Annotated in this window: 24 protein-coding genes; 5 read left to right on the top strand and 19 right to left on the bottom strand. The window is 68.7% G+C overall.

The window, feature by feature from the left end:
* Positions 1 to 22: 22 nt before the first annotated feature.
* From F4X11_03790 to F4X11_03820, 7 genes are all read right to left on the bottom strand, one after another.
* On the bottom strand, positions 23 to 379 hold the full coding sequence (locus tag F4X11_03790) for a hypothetical protein (GenBank protein ID MYN64137.1): 357 nt from the start codon (positions 377 to 379) through the stop codon (positions 23 to 25).
* Positions 376 to 603 carry a DUF433 domain-containing protein gene (locus F4X11_03795; GenBank protein MYN64138.1) on the bottom strand — a complete coding sequence of 76 codons (228 nt, stop codon included), beginning with the start codon at positions 601 to 603 and terminating at the stop codon, positions 376 to 378. Before F4X11_03795 ends, F4X11_03790 begins: the two co-directional genes overlap by 4 nt.
* Positions 604 to 865: 262 nt before the next feature.
* Entirely contained in the window at positions 866 to 2029 is a 1164-nt protein-coding gene (locus tag F4X11_03800) for a restriction endonuclease subunit S (protein ID MYN64139.1), read from the bottom strand.
* A complete protein-coding gene (locus F4X11_03805; protein MYN64140.1) occupies positions 2022 to 3551 on the bottom strand; it encodes an SAM-dependent DNA methyltransferase in 1530 nt (509 codons plus the stop codon). Before F4X11_03805 ends, F4X11_03800 begins: the two co-directional genes overlap by 8 nt.
* A gap of 41 nt (positions 3552 to 3592) precedes the next feature.
* Entirely contained in the window at positions 3593 to 5098 is a 1506-nt protein-coding gene (locus tag F4X11_03810; protein ID MYN64141.1) for an SAM-dependent DNA methyltransferase, read from the bottom strand.
* Between the two features lie 125 nt (positions 5099 to 5223).
* A complete protein-coding gene (locus F4X11_03815) occupies positions 5224 to 5940 on the bottom strand; it encodes a hypothetical protein (protein ID MYN64142.1) in 717 nt (238 codons plus the stop codon).
* Positions 5941 to 5947: 7 nt separating this feature from the next.
* On the bottom strand, positions 5948 to 6661 hold the full coding sequence (locus F4X11_03820; GenBank protein MYN64143.1) for a haloacid dehalogenase type II: 714 nt from the start codon (positions 6659 to 6661) through the stop codon (positions 5948 to 5950).
* A 136-nt stretch (positions 6662 to 6797) separates the two neighbouring features.
* On the opposite strand from F4X11_03820, the gene F4X11_03825 reads away from it, so the two are divergent.
* The 5 genes from F4X11_03825 (at position 6798) to F4X11_03845 (ending at position 11509) form a co-directional block, all read left to right on the top strand.
* Complete coding sequence (locus tag F4X11_03825) at positions 6798 to 7013, top strand: hypothetical protein (GenBank protein ID MYN64144.1); 216 nt, start codon at positions 6798 to 6800, stop codon at positions 7011 to 7013.
* 153 nt (positions 7014 to 7166) lie between these two features.
* Positions 7167 to 8177 (top strand): ornithine cyclodeaminase, encoded by a 1011-nt coding sequence (locus tag F4X11_03830; GenBank protein MYN64145.1) that lies wholly within the window; start codon positions 7167 to 7169, stop codon positions 8175 to 8177.
* Positions 8178 to 8505: 328 nt separating this feature from the next.
* Positions 8506 to 9432 (top strand): alpha/beta fold hydrolase, encoded by a 927-nt coding sequence (locus tag F4X11_03835; GenBank protein ID MYN64146.1) that lies wholly within the window; start codon positions 8506 to 8508, stop codon positions 9430 to 9432.
* A 177-nt stretch (positions 9433 to 9609) separates the two neighbouring features.
* Positions 9610 to 10173 (top strand): hypothetical protein, encoded by a 564-nt coding sequence (locus F4X11_03840; protein ID MYN64147.1) that lies wholly within the window; start codon positions 9610 to 9612, stop codon positions 10171 to 10173.
* Between the two features lie 52 nt (positions 10174 to 10225).
* Complete coding sequence (locus F4X11_03845; protein ID MYN64148.1) at positions 10226 to 11509, top strand: divalent metal cation transporter; 1284 nt, start codon at positions 10226 to 10228, stop codon at positions 11507 to 11509.
* Between the two features lie 109 nt (positions 11510 to 11618).
* On the opposite strand, the gene F4X11_03850 is transcribed toward F4X11_03845, so the two are convergent.
* The 12 genes from F4X11_03850 to F4X11_03905 all read right to left on the bottom strand — a co-directional run bounded on the left by F4X11_03850 (position 11619) and on the right by F4X11_03905 (position 20854).
* Positions 11619 to 12593 carry an endonuclease/exonuclease/phosphatase family protein gene (locus tag F4X11_03850; protein ID MYN64149.1) on the bottom strand — a complete coding sequence of 325 codons (975 nt, stop codon included), beginning with the start codon at positions 12591 to 12593 and terminating at the stop codon, positions 11619 to 11621.
* Positions 12583 to 13434 (bottom strand): ABC transporter permease, encoded by an 852-nt coding sequence (locus F4X11_03855; protein MYN64150.1) that lies wholly within the window; start codon positions 13432 to 13434, stop codon positions 12583 to 12585. The genes F4X11_03850 and F4X11_03855 overlap by 11 nt, the downstream gene beginning before the upstream one ends.
* Positions 13431 to 14663 (bottom strand): ABC transporter permease, encoded by a 1233-nt coding sequence (locus F4X11_03860; GenBank protein ID MYN64151.1) that lies wholly within the window; start codon positions 14661 to 14663, stop codon positions 13431 to 13433. The genes F4X11_03855 and F4X11_03860 overlap by 4 nt, the downstream gene beginning before the upstream one ends.
* Complete coding sequence (locus F4X11_03865) at positions 14644 to 15042, bottom strand: hypothetical protein (GenBank protein MYN64152.1); 399 nt, start codon at positions 15040 to 15042, stop codon at positions 14644 to 14646. The genes F4X11_03860 and F4X11_03865 overlap by 20 nt, the downstream gene beginning before the upstream one ends.
* A 671-nt stretch (positions 15043 to 15713) precedes the next feature.
* On the bottom strand, positions 15714 to 15920 hold the full coding sequence (locus tag F4X11_03870) for a hypothetical protein (protein MYN64153.1): 207 nt from the start codon (positions 15918 to 15920) through the stop codon (positions 15714 to 15716).
* On the bottom strand, positions 15917 to 16135 hold the full coding sequence (locus F4X11_03875; protein ID MYN64154.1) for a hypothetical protein: 219 nt from the start codon (positions 16133 to 16135) through the stop codon (positions 15917 to 15919). Before F4X11_03875 ends, F4X11_03870 begins: the two co-directional genes overlap by 4 nt.
* On the bottom strand, positions 16116 to 16610 hold the full coding sequence (locus F4X11_03880) for a type II toxin-antitoxin system VapC family toxin (protein ID MYN64155.1): 495 nt from the start codon (positions 16608 to 16610) through the stop codon (positions 16116 to 16118). Before F4X11_03880 ends, F4X11_03875 begins: the two co-directional genes overlap by 20 nt.
* 16 nt (positions 16611 to 16626) lie before the next feature.
* Entirely contained in the window at positions 16627 to 17724 is a 1098-nt protein-coding gene (locus F4X11_03885; protein MYN64156.1) for an ABC transporter substrate-binding protein, read from the bottom strand.
* A gap of 101 nt (positions 17725 to 17825) precedes the next feature.
* Positions 17826 to 19004: an ABC transporter ATP-binding protein gene (locus F4X11_03890; protein ID MYN64157.1), complete on the bottom strand. Its 1179-nt coding sequence runs from the start codon at positions 19002 to 19004 to the stop codon at positions 17826 to 17828.
* Between the two features lie 109 nt (positions 19005 to 19113).
* A complete protein-coding gene (locus F4X11_03895) occupies positions 19114 to 19602 on the bottom strand; it encodes a GNAT family N-acetyltransferase (GenBank protein ID MYN64158.1) in 489 nt (162 codons plus the stop codon).
* Complete coding sequence (locus F4X11_03900) at positions 19599 to 19856, bottom strand: DUF1778 domain-containing protein (GenBank protein ID MYN64159.1); 258 nt, start codon at positions 19854 to 19856, stop codon at positions 19599 to 19601. The genes F4X11_03895 and F4X11_03900 overlap by 4 nt, the downstream gene beginning before the upstream one ends.
* A 158-nt stretch (positions 19857 to 20014) precedes the next feature.
* On the bottom strand, positions 20015 to 20854 hold the full coding sequence (locus tag F4X11_03905) for an alpha/beta hydrolase (protein ID MYN64160.1): 840 nt from the start codon (positions 20852 to 20854) through the stop codon (positions 20015 to 20017).
* Positions 20855 to 20920 lie beyond the last annotated feature (66 nt).

The raw sequence follows: 20920 nt of genomic DNA on the forward strand, positions 1-20920 counted from the left end.
GCAAACCTTGATCGGGGTGCCGCTACGACACGCCGGCACCCTGGCCGGGTTCGATCACAAGCAGCGTCGTGTCCGGTTCGGTGGTGAACGTTTCGATCTCATCGCGGTGGCTACGGAGACGCCGTTCAATCTCGCTGGTCGAGCAGTTGCCGAGCGCCAGCCAGACTACTTTCGGCGGCGCACCGTACAGGGAGGATCGACCGCTGAAGTCGCCGTCCTTCGACACGATGGTGAAGCCGTGCTGCCTCGCGTACGCCCAGACGGCCGAGTCGTCCGCGGCCGCCAGACCGACCGCTCGAACGTGAACGACCTCGGTCCAGACGTCGCGAAGGCGGTCGCACAGCCGCGGCGAGAGATTCTGGTCGAGGAGCAGCTTCACCTTCCGCCGACCGCAACCAGTCGCCGCTCGCGATCCGCGGCGAATGCGAGACAGGCCCGGATGTCTTCGCGCGTCAGATCCGGGAAGTCTCGGAGGAGGTCGTCCTCGGACATGCCGGACGCCAGGTAGTCGAGCACGTCGGAGACCGTCATGCGCAGGCCACGGATACACGGCTTGCCGCTGCGTTTTCCGGGCTCGATCGTGATCCGGTCCAAGTGCGCCATCGGCTCAGAGTACGAAACGTCCCGCCATCGGTCAAGCGGCTGGGCGGAGGGACGCATGCCACGAAACGCCCTTGTTCCATACCTCGCGCAGCCAGGCGACGCCAACCGCGTGACCGGGTCATCCGCGGCTACGCTCACGGAATGAGCCGTTCGCCCTCTTGGACCCAGCGAAGGGTATCGGCCGGCTACACGCGCATCGTGGTGGCGATTCGTCTCCACGACTGAACGCTCTCATGCTTGTGAATACTGTCACTGGCGGCGCCTACAAGGCGGACGAGAGCATGGTGGACCGCATCCGCTTCAACGCGCGTAGTCGACGTTCTACCGAGGAGCACGCCGCCCTCACGCCGCCTGCCCTTCGGAGGATGGCATCCTGGATGTCAGACGACGGTAACGCAATGGATAGCCGGCGGACGGCGTGCCCATTGATCTTCTTCATGCTTGCGCTCGTCCCGGCCGCGAAGCACTCAATCTGTCGTCGCCCCGCCGCCGAACGGAGATACAGTTCCAGGAAGTGAGGACGAGCAACGGATCGGTCCGGTCGCAATCTCATCATCGTATCCGGCCATGACACGTCGCATCGATCCTCGTTGAAGATGCCCGACAACCCGACGCGCTCACGCGTATTGGAGCGAGAAATCAATAGGTCACCTGCCTCAACGACGGAGTTGAGCATGGCGGGGGTTCGCTGGACTTGCTTGAGCCGTCCGGGACGATACCCGGACTTCGTTAGCGCATCGAGCCCCAGTACCCAGTGTCCGGTCGGAGTAGACGATTCGATGGCCGAACAGCCGTTTCGAGGCGCTTCGGTCAACAAGGAACCAAGTGCGACGCCTCTCGTGTCGGAGTTGGCGACCAAGGTGTCGAACACGCTGGCCTGCGCTAACTGCGCAGCTTCGACAAGTGCAAAGAGAGCCTCCGTAGCGCGGTCAATCTCCCGAAGAGTGACAGCGATCCGACGCTGTTCGTCCAGCGGCGGCAGGGCGAACTCGTACGTCGCGAGACTCTGCCAGTTGGTCCGAGGCGACAGAGACCCTGCCGATGTGCCGATGGCGTGCTTGAAAAACGCATCGGTCTGGCAGATAAACGGTAGCAGTTTCGGCAGCAGGTAGCCCTTGTTCCTCGACTCCAGCACGTAGATATCCCCGCTACAGACGCCGCTGAAATCCGGGACGGCGACCTTGCGGAGGTAAGCGCGGCGCTTTCCGAACAACACTTGACCGGGCCGGAAGAGGCTCGTGAACGTGGTGCCGCCGCCCACGTCGCCCCAGCGTCGAATCGCAAGTTCGCCGGGGTCCAGATGCTCCAGGCCGACGTAGCGACCGACGCCAGCGGCCTCGGGACTTGACGACCGTTCGGGGCTGCGCTTGACGACATCCCCGAAGGCGACCAGCGTCCAGCCGGGCTTGAGCTTGGCGCTACCCATCGGATCGGCTCTCCGCAGCGATCCGCTCGATCATCGCGACCACGTCTTCCATCTCCGACCAGAACGCTTTGTTGCCGGCGTCGAAATCGCTCCACGCGTCCCGCAGATCACCTCCAATCTGGGTGTCGGTGTCCGAGTGAGCGATCCGCGGGACGTAGCGGGGAATGGACAAGTTGCCGTCGTTGGCAAGCACGTCGTCGTTGGGCACGACGGCGGCGATTCCAGGCTCGGCGCCGAACGCGTCGTACGCCGTCAGGATCCGCTTCTGATGCTCCGGCGTCAGGAAGCTCTGCGCCCGCTCCCGCGCTACTTGTCGAACCGCGTCGATGAACAGCACCTTGCCGCGGCGCTCGGGCGGCTTCCGCGTCCGGCAGACCACGACGCACGCCTCCATCGGCGAGTTGTAGAACAGGTTCGGCCCCAAGCCGAGCACGCACTCGATGAGGTCGCGCTCGATCAGGGCGCGCCGCATCGCTGCCTCCTCCTGCCGGAACAGGACGCCGTGCGGGAAGAGGATGGCGCAACGGCCGGTACTCCGGTCGAGGCTCTCGAGAATGTGCTGAAAGAAGGCGTAGTCGGCCCGTCCCTGCGGCGGCGTGCCGAGGATGTTGCGGCCCCACGGGTCGTCGAGCCACGCGTCCCGGTTCCAGGTCTTGATCGAATACGGCGGATTGGCGAGCACCACGTCGAACCTCATCAGGCGGTCCCGCTCGATGAAGGCGGGATCGCTCAGCGCGTTGCCAACGGCGATCCGGAAGTCCTCGACGCCGTGCAGCACGAGGTTCATCCGCGCAATGGACGCCGTCGTGCCGATGATCTCCTGGCCGTAGAGGCCGAGCGTCCGGGCATCGCCGCCGTTGCGCCGCACCTCCGCCAGCGCGGAGATGAGCATGCCGCCGGTGCCGGCCGTCGGGTCGTAGATGCGCTCGCCCGACCGCGGCCGGAGCATCCGGGTCATCAGGTGCACCAGCGTCCGGTTGGTGTAGAACTCCTGCGCCGTGTGGCCGCTGTCGTCGGCGAACTGCTTGACGAGGTACTCGTAGGCGTTGCCCAGCTCGTCTTCCGGCACCGCGGCGAGGCTCAGCGTGTGCTTCGAGAAGTGCTCGACCAGGTTCTTGAGCGTCTCGTCCGGCATCTGCGCCTTGTCGGTCCAGGGCGCGTTCCCGAAGACGCCGGCGAGACGCTCCGGGTTGCCTGTCTCGATGGCGCGGAACGCGTTGCGCAGCGTCCGGCCCACATCGCGCGCCGCACGGCGGACATCGGACCAGTGCGCCCCGGTCGGGATGACGAACCGGTCGTTGGCGGTCGCCTCTGCGTACCCGCGGTCGCCGGTCTCATCGAAGGCGTGCCCGTAGTCCTCGTCCCACACGTCCGAGAGGCGCTTGAAGAAGAGCAGCGGGAAGACGTACTGCTTGTAGTCGCCGGCGTCGATCAGTCCCCGCAGGAGGTTGGCCGCCCTCCAGAGGTACGACTCCAGTGCCTGCTGGCCCAGGTGCCGCGGGGAGGGATGCGCGTCAGCCACGTTCCTGTGCTCTCGGTCAGCCGTTGCCCGGCGCGATTGCGTCACTCCAGCCAGCCATCCTCGACCAGCACGCGTCGCAGGCGATCCTCGGCGGCGCGGGCTTCCGTCAACGCCGTCTTGAAGGCAGCCAGCGCCTCGGGCAGCGGCGGGATGTCCTGGCCGATGGGCGGCAGGACGTAGCGAGAGATGTTGAGCGTCCAGTCTTCGCCCTCGATGTCCTCCGTCGAGACGACCTTGGCCCGGTTCTCCACGTCCCGGAAACGCCGCACCCAACCGACGATCTGTTCGGCATGCCCCGGGTCGAGGAAGTTCTGCGCCCGGCCCTTGCGGAACAGGCTCGACGCGTCGATCACGATCACCCTGCCGCGCCGGCCGTGTCGCTTCGCGCGGCGCAGCGTCACCACCGCCGGGGCGAGACCCGTGCCGTGGAAGATGTTGGGCGCGAGCCCGATCACCGCCTCGATCAGATCCTGCTCCAGCAGCGCCCGGCGGATGCGTCCCTCCGCGCCCTTGCGGAACAGCGCCCCCTGCGGCAGCACGACAGCCATCCGGCCCGAATCTTCCGCCATCGACGCCACCATCTGCTGGACCCAGGCGTAGTCGCCGTAGCTCGCCGGCGGCAGGCCGAAGGCGGCGCGGCCCCACGGATCCGCCTCCCACACCTCGCGGCCCCACTCCTTGAGCGAGAACGGCGGGTTGGCGATGACGCAGTCGAACGTCGCCAGAGCGCCGGACGCGTCGGTGAAGGCCGGGCCGCGGAGCGTGTCGTTCTGCTCGATCCGGAAGTCCTCGACGCCGTGCAGCACGAGGTTCATGCGCGCAATCGACGACGTGGTCAGGTTCTTCTCCTCGCCGAAGATGCGACCGAAGAAGGTCCGCGGGTCGCCGCCGGCCCGCTCGACGTGCTCGATCGCACCGAGCAACATGCCGCCGGTGCCGCAGGCCGGATCGTAGATGCTCTCGCCCTCCTGCGGATCGAGCAGATCGACCATCATCCGCACCACGCTCCGTGGGGTGTAGAACTCACCCGCCTTCTTGCGCCGCGTGATGTCGGCGAACTTGCCGATCAGGTACTCGTAGGCGTCGCCGAGGATGTCGGACCCGACCTTCGTGTTGCCCAGCGGCACCACGGACAGTCCCTCGATGAGGTCCTTGAGCAACTCGTCGCCGAGCATCTCGCGGTTGCCCCAGTCGGCCGCGCCGAAGACGCGCGTCAAGGTGTGGGGGTTGGCCCGTTCGATCGCCCGCATCGCCCGCGCCAGCGCCGTGCCGACACGGGCCGGCGTCTCGCGGACGTCCCGCCAGTGGCACGCGTCCGGCAGCTTGAAGCGGTGCAGCTCGGGAAAGACGCCCAGGTCGATGTCGCCGTATTCCTCCCGCGCCTCGGCCGTCTCCTCGTCCCAGACGTCGCTGATCCGCTTGAAGAACAGCAGCGGAAGGATGTAGCCCTTCCAGTCCGTCCGGTCGACGGCGCTGCCGCGGAGAATCTCCGCGCACCTCCACAGCTCGGACTTCAAATCCTTCAGGGTCAGTTGATTCGCCGGCATGGGCCGGCGATATGCTATTCGTTCTCTCGGTCAGCTTGCACGAATCGGCTCGGCACGGGCCGACACAGCGAGCCCTGACAAACCGTAGCTGCCTCGCTTCCGAACGGCTCGCAGGAGCCATCCGGTCATACCGGCGTGAGGGTGACCGATGCGCGGGTGAAGTAGATCGCCGTCCGGCTCTCGAATCCCGAGTCGACCCCGAACAGCAGCCAGGCCCGGCCATCGGGAGCTACCGTGATCGGGTCTGGTACCGGTCGGCCCTGGAAGGACTTGCGTTCCCACCGACGCGCCTGCTCGCAGCGTCTGGAGTTGGCGACGTTGCCGAGCACCACGCCCTGCGCACCGCCGGCGGACTGGTTGCCGATGTCGATGTTCATCCGCAGGTAGGAGCCGTCGCGGATCGGGAGCGGTTCGACGGCGGTTGCGCCGGCCTTGATCCAGACGCTCTCGCCCGGCGCGCCGCCGACGCCGATGCACCCGGCCGGCGTATTGGTGGCGATTTCCACGCTGACGGTCACGCTGTAGCGCGCACCGGGCGACAGGCCGCCGGCGGGTCCCTTGAAGAACATGAAGAGGTCGTCGCTCCGGTTGATTCCGGAGAGGAACAGGGCGGACTGCGGCTCCAGCGGGGGCGGGAGCGCGCGGTAGTCGGCGGTCAACTCGTAGATCGCGGCATGGGCGGGTGGATAGTCGGCGAAGCCGGCGATGAAACCCTGCGGTCCGCGACTGAAGTCGAAGGTGAACGTCAGCGCCTCCGTCGGCTCGCTCGGATGGCCCGAGCAACCGCCGGCGAACGCGGCGGCCAGCAGGGCCGCGGCGGCGAAGCGGGAATGCGGACCCATCGGGAGCTCAGCCGCACATCGCCCGCGCCAGCGCCGCGAAGTCCTCGACGATCAGATCGGGCTGGTGCGGCGTATCGCCGAAGGGGCGCCGGCGGCGGTCGATGAATGCGGTGCGCATGCCGTAGGCCTTGGCGCCGATGCAGTCGAACGCGTGGTTGGCGACGAACAGCACGCTCGAACGGTCGACGCCCAGCAGCTCGCACGCCTTCGCGTAGGTCGCATGGTGCGGCTTGAAGCAGCCGGCCTCCTCCACCGAGATCACCGCGTCGAAGTCGAATCCGATGTGCGGCTTCGCCGCCTCCAGCATGTCGCGATCGCCGTTGGAGAGGATGGCAAGCCGATACCGTTTACGCAGCCGGCCGAGGGCCTCCAGCACGTCGGGAAAGGGCTTCAGGCGCTCGATGCAGGAGACCAGTCGACGCACCTCGTCGTGGGTGTGGTCGATGCCGGCGCGGCGCATGACCTGCGCCACCGCGCAGTGGCCGATCTGCCGGTAGGAAGTGTGGCCGCGGCCGCACAGCGAATCGATCATGGAATCCTCGAAGTGCGTGCGCCGCCACCAGGTGACGAAGCGGTGCGGGTCGCCGGGCCAGCCCTTGGCGGCCAGGAACGGTTTCGCCATCTCGGTCAGTCCCCCCTGCATGTCCACGACCGTGCCGTACTGGTCGAACATCAGGGTGGTGACCTCCCGGCGCAGAAGGCCGGCCTCGGTGGCGTTCATGACGTGGCTATTCTGCCCGCAGGGCGGTCACCAGGTCGAGCCTGGTCCGGGAACGTCTCTCTCCGCTCGACCGTCGACCCTGCCGGCTACAGGTCGAATCCGGAACTTCCGATAGCTCCAACAGGAGAGCTCGCAGATGTCACAGTTCATGACCTGTCACGAGACAGGCAACCGGCGCCCTCGGCGGATCCTCGTACACGAAGTCGCCAAGGTCGAGCCTCGAGCCCCGGCGTGGGCCATCTTCAGTCCCACGACGATTACGTTGCGATCCGGCGAGCGGGTGCAGGTCATCGAGCCGCCCTGCACCGTGCGTGAAATGACCCGCCGCGCGACGGGCGAGAACGGCGCGTAGCAGGCAATCCACGCGGTCCCCGTGTCCGGAGCTCGCTACGGGCCTACTCCGCTCGCAGCGCGCTCATGGGGTCGAGTCGGGCGGCCCGGCGCGCCCCGCCCGATTCCCGCGTAACCGCTGACGCCCCTTCGAGCCGCAGGCGACCACAGGCACATGGAGATCCGCGTCCTTTCCGCCACCGACATTCGGCGCGCGCTCACCGCACGGGACGCGGTGGACGCCATGCGCATCGCGTTCGGCGAGCTGTCCGCCGGCACGGCCACGGTCCCGGTCCGCAGCCACCTGGAGAGCGCCCGCGGGCTCATGCTGGTCATGCCGGCCGTGCTCGGCAACCACCGAGCCCTCGGCACGAAGGTGGTGTCGGTCTTTCCGGACAATCCCTCGCGGGGCGCGCCGATGGTGCAGGGCGCGGTCCTGCTTCTCGACGCGGAGACGGGCCGCGCCCGCGCGTTGCTCGACGGGGCGTCGCTGACCGCGGTGCGCACTGCCGCCGGCAGCGCGCTCGCCACGGAGCTGCTCGCGCCCCGCGACGCCGACACGCTGACCGTGTTCGGGGCCGGCGCGCAAGGACGGTCGCACGTCGAGCTGCTCGCGCGGACGCGCCGGCTGCGGGAAGTGCGGATCGTGTCGCGGTCGGAGACCAGCGCCGAGCGCCTGGCCGCCCGACTGTCGGAGGTCGCGGACGCCCTGACGCCGGAGCTCGATCCGGGTCCGCCGCCGGTCGTGCGCGCGGTCCGTGACCCGGCCGAGGCGCTCGATGGCGCGCGCCTGATCGTGACGGCGACCAGCAGCAGCAGCCCGGTGTTCGACGCTCGCGACCTGGCGCCGGGCGCGCACGTGAACGCCGTCGGCTCCTACCGCCCCGACATGCAGGAGATCGACCCGGATGTGCTGCGGCGCGCCCGCGTGGTGGTGGATCAGCGCGAGGCGGCGTGGCAGGAAGCGGGCGACCTCGTCATGCCCCTGGAATCCGGACTGATCGGAAACGACGCCGTCGACGCAGAGCTAGGAGAGATCGTGAACGGGAAGGCGCCGCCCGGACCCGGAGATCGCGACTGCACCCTGTTCAAGTCCGTCGGCAACGCCGCCCAGGACATCGCGATCGCAGCCGCCGCCCTGGCCGGAGCCGAACGAGCGGACCTCGGGGTTGTGGTGCCGCTGTGAAGCCGCGGCGGCGCCCACACCGGCTGTGTCGTCCGGGTGGCGCGGCTGGCGTGCACGTGATTGCACTTGCGGGAGATGCCGATGCGTAGTACTTTGATTGGATGGACGCGCTTCTGGCCCAGGCTCCGACCATAGGCACCATCCTCGTCGCCGGGTTCTCCATCTGGCGTAGTCTCTCCCGGCGCCTGGACCGGCTCGAGGACCGCTGGGACCGCCATCTCGAGTGGCACGCCAACCGGCACGAGTAGCGCGGCCGGTCGCTTCCTGTCGGGGTCGTTCGAGCGCGGAAGGCAAAGCGCGACGCCCGACCGACCGCTACACTGCCTGCATGCCGCAGTCCCGCCTGTTCGTGGCCTGGCGTCAACGCCGTCTTCGTATCGCCGTGTCCGCCGCCGGACTCGTGCTGCTCGTCTACGCCGGCTTGTCCTTGGTGGTCGCCGAGACGCTGACGAAACCCTACCGCCGCGCCCTGGCATCGTCGCCGGCCGACTTCGACCTCGCCTACGAGGACGTGACCTTCCCGAGCACCGGCGACGCCATCCCGCTGCGCGGCTGGTTCGTGCCCGCCGCCGGGAGCGACCGCGTGGTGCTCATCGTCCACGGCCGCAACTCGAATCGTGCTGGCGACAACGGGCAGCACGTACCGAACGCGGCGGCACTCGTGGCGCGAGGCTACAACGCGCTGCTCTTCGACCTCCGCGGCCACGGGGAGTCCGACGGCGTGCGCTACACCCTGGGAACGGCCGAGCAACGCGACGTGCTGGGCGCGGTCGCCTACCTCGAGGACCGCGGATTCGCACCGGAGCGGATGGGATTCTGGTCGCATTCGATGGGCGCCGCCACCGTTCTGCTGGCAGCCGCCGTCTCGCCGGACGTGCGCACCATCGTCGCGGACAGCAGCTTCGCCCGACTGGAGGATCTGCTGGACAGGGAGTTGCCGCGCGCGAGCGGACTGCCCGGCTTCTTCAACCCGCCGATCCTCTTCTTCGCCCGGACCGTGTTCGGTGCCGACGCGCGGGTCCTGAACCCGGTGGAGGTGGTCGCCGGGCTTCCGCCGGACTCGCTGTTCATCATCCATGGCGAGGCGGACGGGCTCATCCCGGTCGATCACGCGCGGCGCATCGCGGCGGCGGCCGGACCGGCCGTCTACGATCTGTGGATCGTCCCCAACGCGCGCCACGACCGGGTGTCGGAGGTCTCCCCGGAGCAGTACGAAGAGCGCGTGCTAACGTTCTTCGACGAGAAGCTGCCGTGAAGAAGTTGCAGCACGCGTCAGGCCCCGGCCCCACCGCCCCGGGAACCTGCGCGGCGGAACTCACTCCGTTGCGTTCTACGGCACAGGCTCCTAGACTGCCTTCAGCACCCGCACGTACGCACGCACCCGCGCGGCCGCCCCCGGCGGGGGGCGCGCGGCGGGTGCGGGAGGACGTCGATGAGCGCCATCGGAGCGGATGAACTGGTGCGGCGGCTCGATGCCGCCGTCAGCGCCGGGGACGTGGAGACGATCACCCGGCAGGTACAGAACGAGATCGAGAACGTCCTGCAGCCGGGCCGGCTACGGCTCGACGAGCGGTTCCGGCGCACGCTGCAGGACCACTATGCCCGGCGTCTGCTGTACCGCGATCCGGCGCGCCGCTACACCATCCTGGTGCTGGCGTGGGCCCCCGGCCAGGGGACGCCGATCCACGACCACCCCAATCTCTGGAGCGTCGAGGGGGTGCTGGAAGGGGAGCTGGAGGTGACCCACTACACCCCGATCAAGGAAGAGGCGCACCGCTGCAAGTTCGCGCCGGTCGAGTCGCACCGCGTCGTCGCCGGCGAGGCCAACTTTCTGATTCCCCCGTTCGAGTACCACGCCCTGACGAACGACCTGACCGACCAGCCGTGCCTGACCATCCATGCCTTCGGCGGCGAGCTGATGGAGATGAACACGTTCGATCCGGTGGGCAACGGCTGGTACGAGCGATCCCTGCGCCGGGTCTCCTACGACGCCTGACCAGGGGCGGGATCCTCCCGGGGAACTCGTTCCACATCCGGAATCGCCCGAAATGGATGCGACCTCCCTCCGACGCCTGCGGGTCGCGTTCGGCCCCGGGCTGCTCTGGGCCGCCACCGCGATCGGCGTCTCGCACCTGGTGCAATCGACGCGCGCCGGCGCGTCGGCCGGCTTCGCGCTCGCCGGCGTCATCCTGATCGCCCTGGTCCTGAAGTACCCCTTCTTCGAGTACGGGCCGCGCTACGCCGCCGCGACCGGCCGCAGCCTGATCGAGGGCTACGCCCGCATCGGCCGCTGGGCGCTGTGGCTCTACCTGGCCATCACCGTGTCGACGATGGCCGTCGTCCCGCCGGCGGTGGTGATGTTCACGGCCTATCTGCTGGGCTTCACTATCGACCTCGACTGGTCGCTGCCGGTACTGGCCGCGGCGGTCATGGCGCCGGTCGCCGCGTTGCTCTGGTGGGGGCGGTTCCGGGGCCTGGACCTGTCCATCAAGCTGATCGTGGCGCTACTGGCGCTGTCGACCCTGCTGGCCGCGGCGGTCAGCCTGCCGCGGGCCGATCTGTCGACGCTGGCGTTGTGGCCCGCCGACGCGGTCGGCACGACCGTCCCGTTCGTGTTCCTGCTGGCCCTGGCCGGCTGGATGCCCTCCGGGGTCGACAGCGCGGTGTGGAGCTCGCTGTGGACCCTGGCCAAGAACGACTCTTCCGGCCTGCGGTGCTCCGTCGCGACGGCGCGGCAGGACTTCGCCGTCGGCTACGCCGGGACCGGGGTGCTGGCCTTCGCCTTCCTCACGCTCGGGGCCGGCGTGATGTTCGGCTCCGGCGAGACGTTCGCGCCGCAGGGGCCCGTGTTCTCCACCCAGCTCGTCGAGCTCTACAGCGCGACCCTCGGCGCGTGGACCCGGCCGGTGGTGCTGGCGGCGGTAGTCACCACGATGCTGTCGACGGCGCTCACCGTGCTCGACGGCGGACCCCGCGCCATCGAGCGCTCCCTCCTGGTGCTGCGCACGACCGAGCGGGAGCCGCACCCCGCGGCGGACGCACCCGCGGTCGCGGGCGGTCCAATCTACTGGTGGAGCCTCGCCGGCGTGATGCTCGTCACCCTGGTGATCCTGTCGCTGTTCATCGGCAACCTGACGACGATGATCGACTTCGCCACCACGCTCACGTTCCTGACCAGTCCGGTGCTCGGCTACCTGAACCTGCGCGCGGTCTGCTCGGACGAGATGCCGCCCGAGCACCGGCCCGGCCGGGGGCTGCGGGCCCTGTCCTGGGTGGGCCTCGTGCTGCTGGGGGGGACGGGACTGTTCTACCTGCTGACGCTGGCGGCGTGAGGAGACGGCCCGCTCCTCCTGTCCATCGCCGGGAGGTTGCGAATCCGATCGGGCGTCCGGGGCGGTCGTCCGGCAGGCACCCGGCGCCGGTGCGGACCGGTCGAGCGGTTCACCGCTGCAGTTCCAGGCGCGCCACGACCGGGTAGTGATCGGACGGGTACCGCCCGTCGTCGTGGTCGACGATCGTCTCGACCGAGCGAACGCCGACCGGGCCGCGTACCAGGATCCAGTCGATACGCCCCGGATTGGCCAGCTCCGGCGCGCGGAAGTCGTTGGACGTGCGGGGCGGGCCGATCCGCTCGCCGGCGAGCAGCCAGGCGTCCTGCAACCCCTGACCGGTGGCCGCCGACCAGGTTTCGCTGATCTCGGCCAACGCGTTGAAGTCCCCCGTGACGACGACGGCGCCGGCCGCCGGAAGCGCCGCGACGCGCGCCGCGATCCGCTTGGCGGAATCGACCTGCCGCTGCCCCCGGCGGAGCGTCAGGTGGGTATTGAAGACGTGGAACCTTCTGCCGCTCTCGCGGTGGTGAAAGCGCGCCCAGGTGACGATGCGGGAGACGTTGCGCCGCCAGCCGACCCCGGTCGGTCCGTCGGCATTCGGCGAGAGCCAGAAGGTGCCGGACTCGATCGGGATCAGCGCATCGCGCCGGTAGAAGATCGGCGTGTACTCGCTCAGGCCGGTGCCGCCGTTGAGGCCGCGGTCGGCGCCCAGCCAGCGGTAGCCGGGAAGCGCGTCCGCCAGGTACTCCACCTGCTCGTCGAGGGCCTCCTGCAGGCCCGCCACGTCCGGCGCGAACCGCTCGATCGTTCTCGCCACGAGTGCGCGGCGGTGCACCCAGCCGTTGTCGCCGTCGTTGCCGAGGGACGTGCGGATGTTGAAGGTCATGACGCGGAGCGGCGTCGGAGTCTCGTCCTGCCCGCCCGCGGGCCGGGCGGCGCCGGTCGGTGCGCCGGCGGCCGCCACACCGGGAACCGGCGCGGCCCCTGCCGTCCACACAAGGGTCGCCGCCGCGCCCGCCCGGACGAGAAGAGCAAACGCGGCCACCACGGCTCTCACGCCCGATCCGGCGGTTCTACCGTCCATCGTCCCAGTCTGCCGGCCGCCCCGACCGCCGCCGCAGCCACTCGACGGTGCACAGCAGCAGGACCGCGAACAGGATCAGAAAGGTCGCCACGGCCAGCATCGCGGGGCTGATCTGCTCGCGGATACCGGCCCACATCTGCCGCGGTATGGTGCGCTGGTTCTCGCCGGCCATGAACAGCACCACGACCACCTCATCGAACGACGTCGCGAAGGCGAACAGGGCGCCGGAGACGACGCCCGGCGCGATCAGCGGAAGTTGCACGCGGCGGAAGGTGGTCACCGGCCCGGCCCCCAGACTGGCCGCGGCCCGCGTCAAGTTCGTGTCGAAGGCGGACAGCGTGGCGGTGACCGTGATCACCACGAACGGGGTGCCGAGCGCGGCGTGGGCGAGGATGAGCCCCAGATGCGTCTGGGACAGTCCCAGCGTCGAGTAGAAGAAGAACATTCCCGCCGCCGAGATGATCAGCGGCGTAACCATCGGCGAGATCAGCAGCCCCATCGCCAGGTGCCGGGCCGGCATCGCGCGGCTCGACAGCCCCAGCGCGGCGAGCGTGCCGAGGGCCGTCGCCAGCACGGTGGCCGCGACGCCGATGAGCAGGCTGTTGGCGAGCCCGCGCGCCCACGCCCCGTCGCCGAGGACCTGCCGGTACCAGCGCAGCGAATACGCCTCCGGATCGAGGCGCAGCATCCCGTCGGTGAAGGTGAAGTACGGCTCGGCGTTGAAGCTGAGCGGCACGATCACCAGGATCGGCGCCACCAGGAACGCGAAGATCAGCCCGCAGGCGACGCGATGCGCGAGCCTTCCGGCGCCGAATCGGGACGCGGCGTCCGTCAGGCTCATCCCAGCCTCATGCGCTCGACGCCGACCACGCGGTCGTAGAGCAGATAGAGCCCGACCACGCACGCCAGCAGGATCCCGCCCAGCGCGCCGGCCAGACCCCAGTTCAGCGACGTCTGCATGTGGTAGGCGATGAAGTTCGAGATGAGCTGCCCGCTCTGGCCGCCCACCAGCGCCGGGGTGATGTAGTAGCCGATGGCCAGGATGAACACCAGCAGCGACCCGGCCCCCACCCCAGCCAGCGACTGCGGCCAGTAGACGCGCCGGAAGGCCACGGGGAAGCCCGCTCCCAGCGACTCGGCGGCCCGCATCTGCTGCGGCGGAATGGTGCGCATCACCGAGTAGAGCGGCAGGACCATGAAGGGCAGCAGCACGTGGGTCATCGCCACCACGGTGCCGGTCATGTTGTAGATCATCGCCAGCCGCCCGTCGTCGCCGATCAGCCCCAGCGCCACCAGCAGGTCGTTGACCACCCCCTGGCTCTGCAGCAGGACGATCCACGAGGTGGTGCGCACCAGCAGCGACGTCCAGAACGGCACCAGCACCAGGGCCAGCAGCAGGCCCGCCCGGCCCGGCGGCGCATGCGCGATGAGATACGCCACCGGGTACCCCAGCAGCAGGCACAGCGCGGTGATGCCGAGGCTGACCACGAACGTCCGCCAGAACAGCGCCAGGTAGATGCGCCGCTCGGGCGGCTGGCGGGCGATGGAGCCGTCCGGCAGGCGCTGCAGGTCGACCGCGTTCAGGTAATGGCGCGTCGTGAAACGGTCCCCCGCGGTACGTATGGCGTGCCACGTCAGCGGGTCGCCCCAGTCGGCGTCGATGTCGAGCAGCGCCTGCCGCCACGGGCCTGCCTCGACCTCCAGCAACAGGCGCCCGCTGCGGACGAGGACGCTGCGCAGGCCGCCGCGAATCCGGTTGACGCGGCTGGCGACGCGCCCGATCGTCCGCGCCTCCCGCGCCCGCACCAGCTCGCGCGCCGTGGCGGCGTACACCGCCTCGCCGGGGTCGGACTCGCCGTCCCACTCGCGCAGCAGCGCGATGGTCTCCGGCAGCGCGTCGGCCACCACCGGGTCGTAGACGCTGCGCAGCAGCATCGTCGCCAGCGGCACGACGAACGTCACGCCGATAAAGGCCACGAGCGGCAGGGCGAGCCCGGCGGCACGCAACCGCGGCCGGGTCAACGCGCCAGCCATGCGCTGCAGCGCTCGTTCACTTCTTTCGTGGGCCATCGCCGATTACCGCGCTGATGCGCGTTCTCAGACGGTCACGGAACTCGTCCAGATTCTTCGCTTCCCACACGATATGGTTGTATTGACGCGTGTCGAAATGCACCTTTTCGATTGCATCTTCCCGGCACGAGAAGACGACCGGGATGTCGCGACCGTGGGCGAATCCTGCTTCGTAGTAGACACCGCCCCGAGGCCCGTCTTTGCCTTGCGTAAAGTCCGCGACGACGAAGCGAGCACGCCGCAGCTCAGCGATGATCGCGTCGTCGACCTTACCGGCATGCTCCTCCTTGTCGATTCGCACTGCTTCGTAACCGGCGTCCTCGATTCCGGGCTTGATTGCATTCTCCCAGACTTCGTCCATGGACTCGTCGAACCACATGGCGACGAACGCCTTGGATGCCTCGGTGGCAGTTCGTTCAAGCTCTGCAAGCCGTGCGTACCCGTGAACCGAAACTTGGTACTCTGCTGCTCGTCCAACCGTACCCGGGCGCGACCCCTGTATCCACCCTCGACTCGCGAGGAAGGACTCCAGGTACTGCAACTCCTCGAGTCGAGTACACTCTGACCATGCTAGCCTGCGAGCCACGTCAGGACTCTGCGCATGCGCATGTAGGCGGAATGTCGCTGCCACGTGCGGCAGTTCCGACGCAACGAATCGAAGAAGTTGATCCGCTCGCTCGTGAACACTCAACGGTGGCCGTCGCTTGGCGTCCTCAACGGCTTGGGTTGTCACTTCGGGACACCCCTCGCCTAGTTGCCTCTGCTCAACCAGCCAGGACGTAAGGCGCGACTTTTGGACTTCATCAAGTGCAAGCAAACCATCCCGCGTCCTGTTCGTAATCCAGTACTCTCCGCCGGCGCGCGGCGAAGCCAGGAGTGAAACCGAAGACGCACGCTTCATTTCAGAAGCCGGTGTTCTCCAGATCGGGCAGGTGCCATTCTCATTCATTCTTCGTGAATCCTTGCCCCGGCACGGTCATGATGCGGCGCGGCCCAAGTCCTGTTGTAGTCGGTGCACTGGTGCCGGGCGTGGACCCTCATCGTCCTTCGTCAACCGATGACGCGCAGAATCGCACCGACGGCGGCCATCGCGCTGACCGGGCGCCAGGTGAGCCGGGTCTCCATCACGCCCATGTCGGCGCACAGCTCCGCGGCCACGGCGGTCAGGTCTGCCTTGGTCGGCAGCTTCTCGATGTCGACCCGGCGGGCGTCATGCCGGGTACCCGTACCCGCGACTGCGTGCCGCCTGCGTGTCATCGCTCGAGCGGAGACGCTTCCGCAGATCCAGCTCGATCTTCGGCGCCAACGGCTACACGTCGAGCGGGATAACGGACGTACGTGCGGCCCGAGGCCTTCTGACTGGCCCGGATGTCGTTGAAGATGGCCTCGACGTCGTAGTCGAAGCGGGCTGCGTGTTCGTCGCGAACCGCCCGGATTTCGGCGATGATCGGGTCAATCGGTGGCTTCTGCATGGTCTGGCTCGATGAGTTCGCTGGGTGTGCAAATGACCGCCGGCTGGTATCCGACGCTTAGACAGACATGCTCGATCCGGTACCGCATGGCGGCGTTGGCGATGTGCCGAAAATTCCACGTTACCAGATAATCGACTCCGTTCGTCACCGCGATGGCAATATGCGCGGCATCGTCCGCAGCCCTCCGCGGGACGGCCCCGAGATCAAGCAGCTTCCGTGTCAGTTCCACCGCGTCCTCGGTCACGTCAAGCAGCGTAACGGATTCGAGCAACTCCACACGAGCCCGAGCGGCATCGGCATCACCGGCACGAGCTTCCTTGGCCACAAGCTCCGACGAAACCAATTCGAATCGGTCCGGCGCACTCGCCCACCACTCGCGGGTCACCTGTTGATAGCCGGCAATCACGACGTCACGAGAGGGTCGCGCGGCCAGGTAGCTGAGCACCGAGGTCTCGACGTAGACGGTGGGATTCATGCCTGCCGCGGCCGGGTCAGCGGACCAGCCATGCGCTGAAGCGCTCGTTCATGTCGTCCAGGTTGTCGCTCCACCACAGCCAGTCGTTCTGCAGGGTGCGGCGCATGTGCGCGGGGTAGGTCGGCATGTGGGGGTTCATGTCGATGCCCGCGTCGGCGTGCCGGCCGATGAGCGGCAGGCCGGAGCGGCGCACCGGGCTGTAGGCGATGTAGCGGCCGATGGCGGCCATCGAACTCGCGCGGGTGGCGAACTTCACCAGCTCGAGAGCCGGTTCGAGGTCCGGCGTCCCGGCGACGATGCCGATGGGACCGACGTCGAGCACCTGCCCGTCCCAGACGATCTCGAACGGCTGGCCTTCGAGCACCTGCGCGTTGAAGATGCGGCCGTTGTAGGCGGTGCTCATCGCCACCTCGCCGTCGGCCAGCATCTGCGGGGGCTGCGCCCCCGCTTCCCACCAGACCACCTGGTCCTTGATGGTGTCGAGCTTGCGGAAGGCGCGGTCCAGCCCCTCGGGCGTGTCGAGCACGGCGTAGACCTCGTCGACCGAGACGCCGTCGGCGATCAGCGCGAACTCGAGGTTCACGAACGGCACCCGGCGCATGCCGCGCCGGCCCGGGAAGCGCTCGAGGTCGAAGAAGTCCTCCATCGTCGACGGCGCCTCGCCCGCCAACCGCTCGGTGTTGTAGGCGTAGACGGTGGAATAGAACGTCGTGCCGACGCCGCATTCCGCCAGGGTGTCGGGCAGGAAGTCCGCCGCCGCCGGCGTGCCGTCCGCCGCCGGCGCGAGGATGGATACGTCGATCGGCTCCAGCACGCCCTCGTCGCAGCCGGCCACCGCGTCGGCCATCTCGAGGTCGACGACGTCCCAGTGGACGTTGCCGGTCTCGACCTGGGCGCGGATCTGGGCCAGCCCGCCGTTGTAGTCGTCGAGCCGCACGTCGATGCCGGTGGCGGCCGCGAACGGCTCGAGGTAGGCCCTGGTCACGGCCCGTCCGTAGGAGCCGCCCCAGGAGATGACCGTCAGCGTCGTGCCGGCCGGAGCGCAGTCGGCGGCCAGCAGGGCGACGGCGAGCAGGACCGCGAGCCACGCCGCCGGCCGGACGTACGCTGCCAGATGCCCCGGCACGGCGAAGGCGACGGCCGGCAGGCGGGCGAACGCCGGGCGGCGAACGCTCGCCGCGATCCGGGCACCCGTTGCCGGCCGACGATCGCCGGTCACGGCTTCTCCTCGTCGTCGGCGTCCAGCACCCGGCAGTCGGTCGGGGTCCAGCCGATGCGGATCCGATCGCCCTTGATGACGGCGCCGTGCCCCACCATGTTCGGGATCTTCACGACGAAGTCCGACCGGCCGCAGAGCGCGACGCGCAGGCGGAGGTGGTCGCCGAGGAAGGTGATGTCCTCGATGCCGGCCTCGAACTCGTTGCTGTACAGGCCCCGCTCCGGGGCGATGGCCACGCGTTCGGGACGGATGGACAGCGTCGTCGCGTCGCCCGGACCGCAGGGAGCGACCCGCAGCGCCTGCACGACCTCGCCGCCGACGTCGACCGCGCAGATGCCGTCGTGGTCGACGCTCGTGACGCGGCCGGAGAGCCGGTTGTTCTCGCCGATGAAGCGGGCCACGAAGGCACGCTCCGGCTCCTCGTAGAGCGCCTCCGGCGAGGCAATCTGCTCGATGCGGCCGGCCCGGAAGACCGCGACGCGGTCCGACATCACCATCGCTTCCTGCTGATCGTGGGTGACGTACAGGACGGTGACCCCGAGGTCGCGGTGGATGCGTCGGATCTCGTACTGCAGCTCCTCGCGCAGGCGCCGGTCGAGGGCCCCGAGCGGCTCGTCCATCAGCACCAGCTCGGGCTCGAACACGAGGGCACGGGCAATCGCCACGCGCTGCTGCTGCCCGCCGGAGAGCTGGCCGGGGCGACGTCCTTCCAGCCCGTCGAGCCGCACGAGCTGCAGGGCGCGCCGCACCCGCTCGCGGCACCGCTCCGGCTCGATGCCGCGCACCTCCAGCGGGAACGACAGGTTCTCGCCCACCGTCATGTGCGGGAACAGCGCGTAGTTCTGGAACACCATGCCGATGCCGCGCTGCCGGGCCGGCACCTGCTGCATGGCGCGACCGCCGATGCGGATGGCGCCCGCCGTCGGCGTCTCGAAGCCGGCGAGCATCATCAGGCACGTGGTCTTCCCCGAGCCGGACGGCCCGAGCAGGGTGAGAAACTCGCCCTTGCGGATCTGCAGGTCGAGGTCGCGCACCACGCGGGTGCGGCCGTCGAAGCTCTTGCTGATCCCCTCGAACTCGACGTACGCCTCGCTGCTCGGCGACCCGGCGCCCGGCTCGCCGACCGGCCGCCGCGCCCGCACGGTCTCTTCCCCGGTCCGGATGGCCTCTTCCATATCGTTCAGGCCCGAACGTCCGACCCGATTATCGCAGAACGCTCGATAGGGCTCACGGTCGCCGTGCTCGCGCATCTTGCGAACGCGCCACGCGCGCCACCACGGGCTGTTAGAGTGCCGCCCTCAGTTCGGCGATCCGCAGGATCAACATGAGTGGCTCACGATCCGAGAACCGGCGAAAACCGAATCGCTCGTAGAACCCCCTGGCTTCGTCATCGAGCGCCTGGACGACAAGCGCGCGCGCACCTATCACGTCGGCAGCCGCCAGTGCTCTCCTTGCTGCGTCGACCAACAGATGGGCTCCCAAGCCTCTTCCACGGTGGCCAGTGTCCACCGCCAGTTGCCCGAGCAGGATCACCGGAATCGGTTCGGGCATGCTCCGACCGACGCGAGACGACACCCGTTGCCGTTCCACGGAGCTGGCGGCGAGGCTGTAGAAAGCGATCACCCGGTCGCCGTCGCAGACGACGTACGTCCGTGCGCCACCCTTGGCTTCATTCAGTCGGGCCTTGCGTTGCAGCCACGTATCGAGGCTGTCCGTGCCCGAGTCGAACCGCGAAACATCGTGACGTTCACTGATCGGCTCCGGCGCGGTCATCGTTCCCACGGCGGCCGGCGCGCCGCCTGTCTCTTCAGACGCTCGTTTGGAACGACCGGCGCATCGAGCGCAGCAACGAATGCGCCGTACGCCTCCTCGCCGAGCGCGATGATGGGACGCTCGTTCAAGGTCTCGATCGCCGCCGCTTCGCTCGACCGGAGCACGAACTCCGTGCGGGTGACGCCCCGAATCGCGGCGGCCCGATCGATGAGCGACAGGCGCTCGTCTCTCATTCTGAAATTGACCTGCCCCATCTGACCGTCCTTCCTGCTCGGGTCGATACGCGACCATCGAGCGCGTATACCATTTGTATAGCTTGCGCATGGGGTTGTCAATGCGCCACGCCAGCCCCCTCGGCTGCCGGTACGGACGCCAATCGAGTGGATCAAGCTGCCGCCGGCCTCGCGTACCGTCACCTGGCAGACCCGGCGGTGCCTCGCAGGAACGCGTTCCACGCGTCGGCGTAAGGCTTGCCCCCGACGAGATACGTGTCGTTGTGCCCGGCGCCTTCGATGACGTGGAAATGCGCGGGACGCGCCGCCCGCTCGAACAGCCGCCGGCCGTGCGCCAGCGGGACGATCGTGTCCCGGTCGCCGTGGAGCACGAGCGTCGGCGCCTCGACTCCCGCGAGCTTCAACTCGTTGTCCATTCGGGTGCGGATCACTGCACTCGGGACGAACCAGTAGTGATCGCGCGCCAGCTCCCGCACCGAGCGGAACACCGACTCCAGCACGAGAGCACCCGCGGGACGGCGGAGCGCCGTCTCGATGGCGACCGCGCCCCCCAGCGAACGCCCGAACAGGACGATGTCCTCCGCCCGCACGGATCGGGCCGCCACCGCATCGTAGATGGCCAGCCCGTCGAGATAGACACCCTCCTCGTCAGGGGTCCCCCGGCTGCGGCCGTAACCGCGGTAGTCGACGAGCACCACGTCGACGCCGAGCCGGTCCACGAACCAGCGGGCGTTGTGCAGCCGGTCGCCGATGTTCCCGGCGTTGCCGTGGTACCAGATCAGCACCCGGTCCCTAGGCCCCTCGATCCACCAGCCGTGGAGCGACACGCCGTCGGCGGCCGTGATGGACAGCTCCTCGGCGCGGAGCCCGAAATCGGCCGGTCCCGCCGCCAGCGTCCGCGTCGGGAAGAAGATCAGCCGGCGCTCCTGCAACGCGAGCAGCGCCACGAGCGCGAGCCAGGAGAACGCCACGAGGCCCAACGTGGACAGCGCCGTACCGAGCATGTCCCTGGAGGTCACCTCCGCGGGATTCTAGGAGTCTGCGCCGCAGGACGTTTGCGGCACGAAACGGGTCGCCAGTCCACG

The organism is Acidobacteriota bacterium (assembly GCA_009861545.1).
Lineage (GTDB): Bacteria > Acidobacteriota > Vicinamibacteria > Vicinamibacterales > UBA8438 > WTFV01.

Excerpts from the sequence above, each read along its gene's own strand:
- F4X11_03795 (MYN64138.1), bottom strand. The coding sequence starts at position 603 with ATGGCGCACTTGGACCGGATCACGATCGAGCCCGGAAAACGCAGCGGC.
- F4X11_03800 (MYN64139.1), bottom strand. The coding sequence starts at position 2,029 with ATGGGTAGCGCCAAGCTCAAGCCCGGCTGGACGCTGGTCGCCTTCGGG.
- F4X11_03810 (MYN64141.1), bottom strand. The coding sequence starts at position 5,098 with ATGCCGGCGAATCAACTGACCCTGAAGGATTTGAAGTCCGAGCTGTGG.
- F4X11_03815 (MYN64142.1), bottom strand. The coding sequence starts at position 5,940 with ATGGGTCCGCATTCCCGCTTCGCCGCCGCGGCCCTGCTGGCCGCCGCG.
- F4X11_03820 (MYN64143.1), bottom strand. The coding sequence starts at position 6,661 with ATGAACGCCACCGAGGCCGGCCTTCTGCGCCGGGAGGTCACCACCCTG.
- F4X11_03825 (MYN64144.1), top strand. The coding sequence starts at position 6,798 with ATGTCACAGTTCATGACCTGTCACGAGACAGGCAACCGGCGCCCTCGG.
- F4X11_03830 (MYN64145.1), top strand. The coding sequence starts at position 7,167 with ATGGAGATCCGCGTCCTTTCCGCCACCGACATTCGGCGCGCGCTCACC.
- F4X11_03835 (MYN64146.1), top strand. The coding sequence starts at position 8,506 with ATGCCGCAGTCCCGCCTGTTCGTGGCCTGGCGTCAACGCCGTCTTCGT.
- F4X11_03840 (MYN64147.1), top strand. The coding sequence starts at position 9,610 with ATGAGCGCCATCGGAGCGGATGAACTGGTGCGGCGGCTCGATGCCGCC.
- F4X11_03845 (MYN64148.1), top strand. The coding sequence starts at position 10,226 with ATGGATGCGACCTCCCTCCGACGCCTGCGGGTCGCGTTCGGCCCCGGG.
- F4X11_03850 (MYN64149.1), bottom strand. The coding sequence starts at position 12,593 with ATGGACGGTAGAACCGCCGGATCGGGCGTGAGAGCCGTGGTGGCCGCG.
- F4X11_03855 (MYN64150.1), bottom strand. The coding sequence starts at position 13,434 with ATGAGCCTGACGGACGCCGCGTCCCGATTCGGCGCCGGAAGGCTCGCG.
- F4X11_03860 (MYN64151.1), bottom strand. The coding sequence starts at position 14,663 with ATGGCCCACGAAAGAAGTGAACGAGCGCTGCAGCGCATGGCTGGCGCG.
- F4X11_03865 (MYN64152.1), bottom strand. The coding sequence starts at position 15,042 with ATGTGGTTCGACGAGTCCATGGACGAAGTCTGGGAGAATGCAATCAAG.
- F4X11_03870 (MYN64153.1), bottom strand. The coding sequence starts at position 15,920 with ATGACACGCAGGCGGCACGCAGTCGCGGGTACGGGTACCCGGCATGAC.
- F4X11_03875 (MYN64154.1), bottom strand. The coding sequence starts at position 16,135 with ATGCAGAAGCCACCGATTGACCCGATCATCGCCGAAATCCGGGCGGTT.
- F4X11_03880 (MYN64155.1), bottom strand. The coding sequence starts at position 16,610 with ATGAATCCCACCGTCTACGTCGAGACCTCGGTGCTCAGCTACCTGGCC.
- F4X11_03890 (MYN64157.1), bottom strand. The coding sequence starts at position 19,004 with ATGGAAGAGGCCATCCGGACCGGGGAAGAGACCGTGCGGGCGCGGCGG.
- F4X11_03895 (MYN64158.1), bottom strand. The coding sequence starts at position 19,602 with ATGACCGCGCCGGAGCCGATCAGTGAACGTCACGATGTTTCGCGGTTC.
- F4X11_03900 (MYN64159.1), bottom strand. The coding sequence starts at position 19,856 with ATGGGGCAGGTCAATTTCAGAATGAGAGACGAGCGCCTGTCGCTCATC.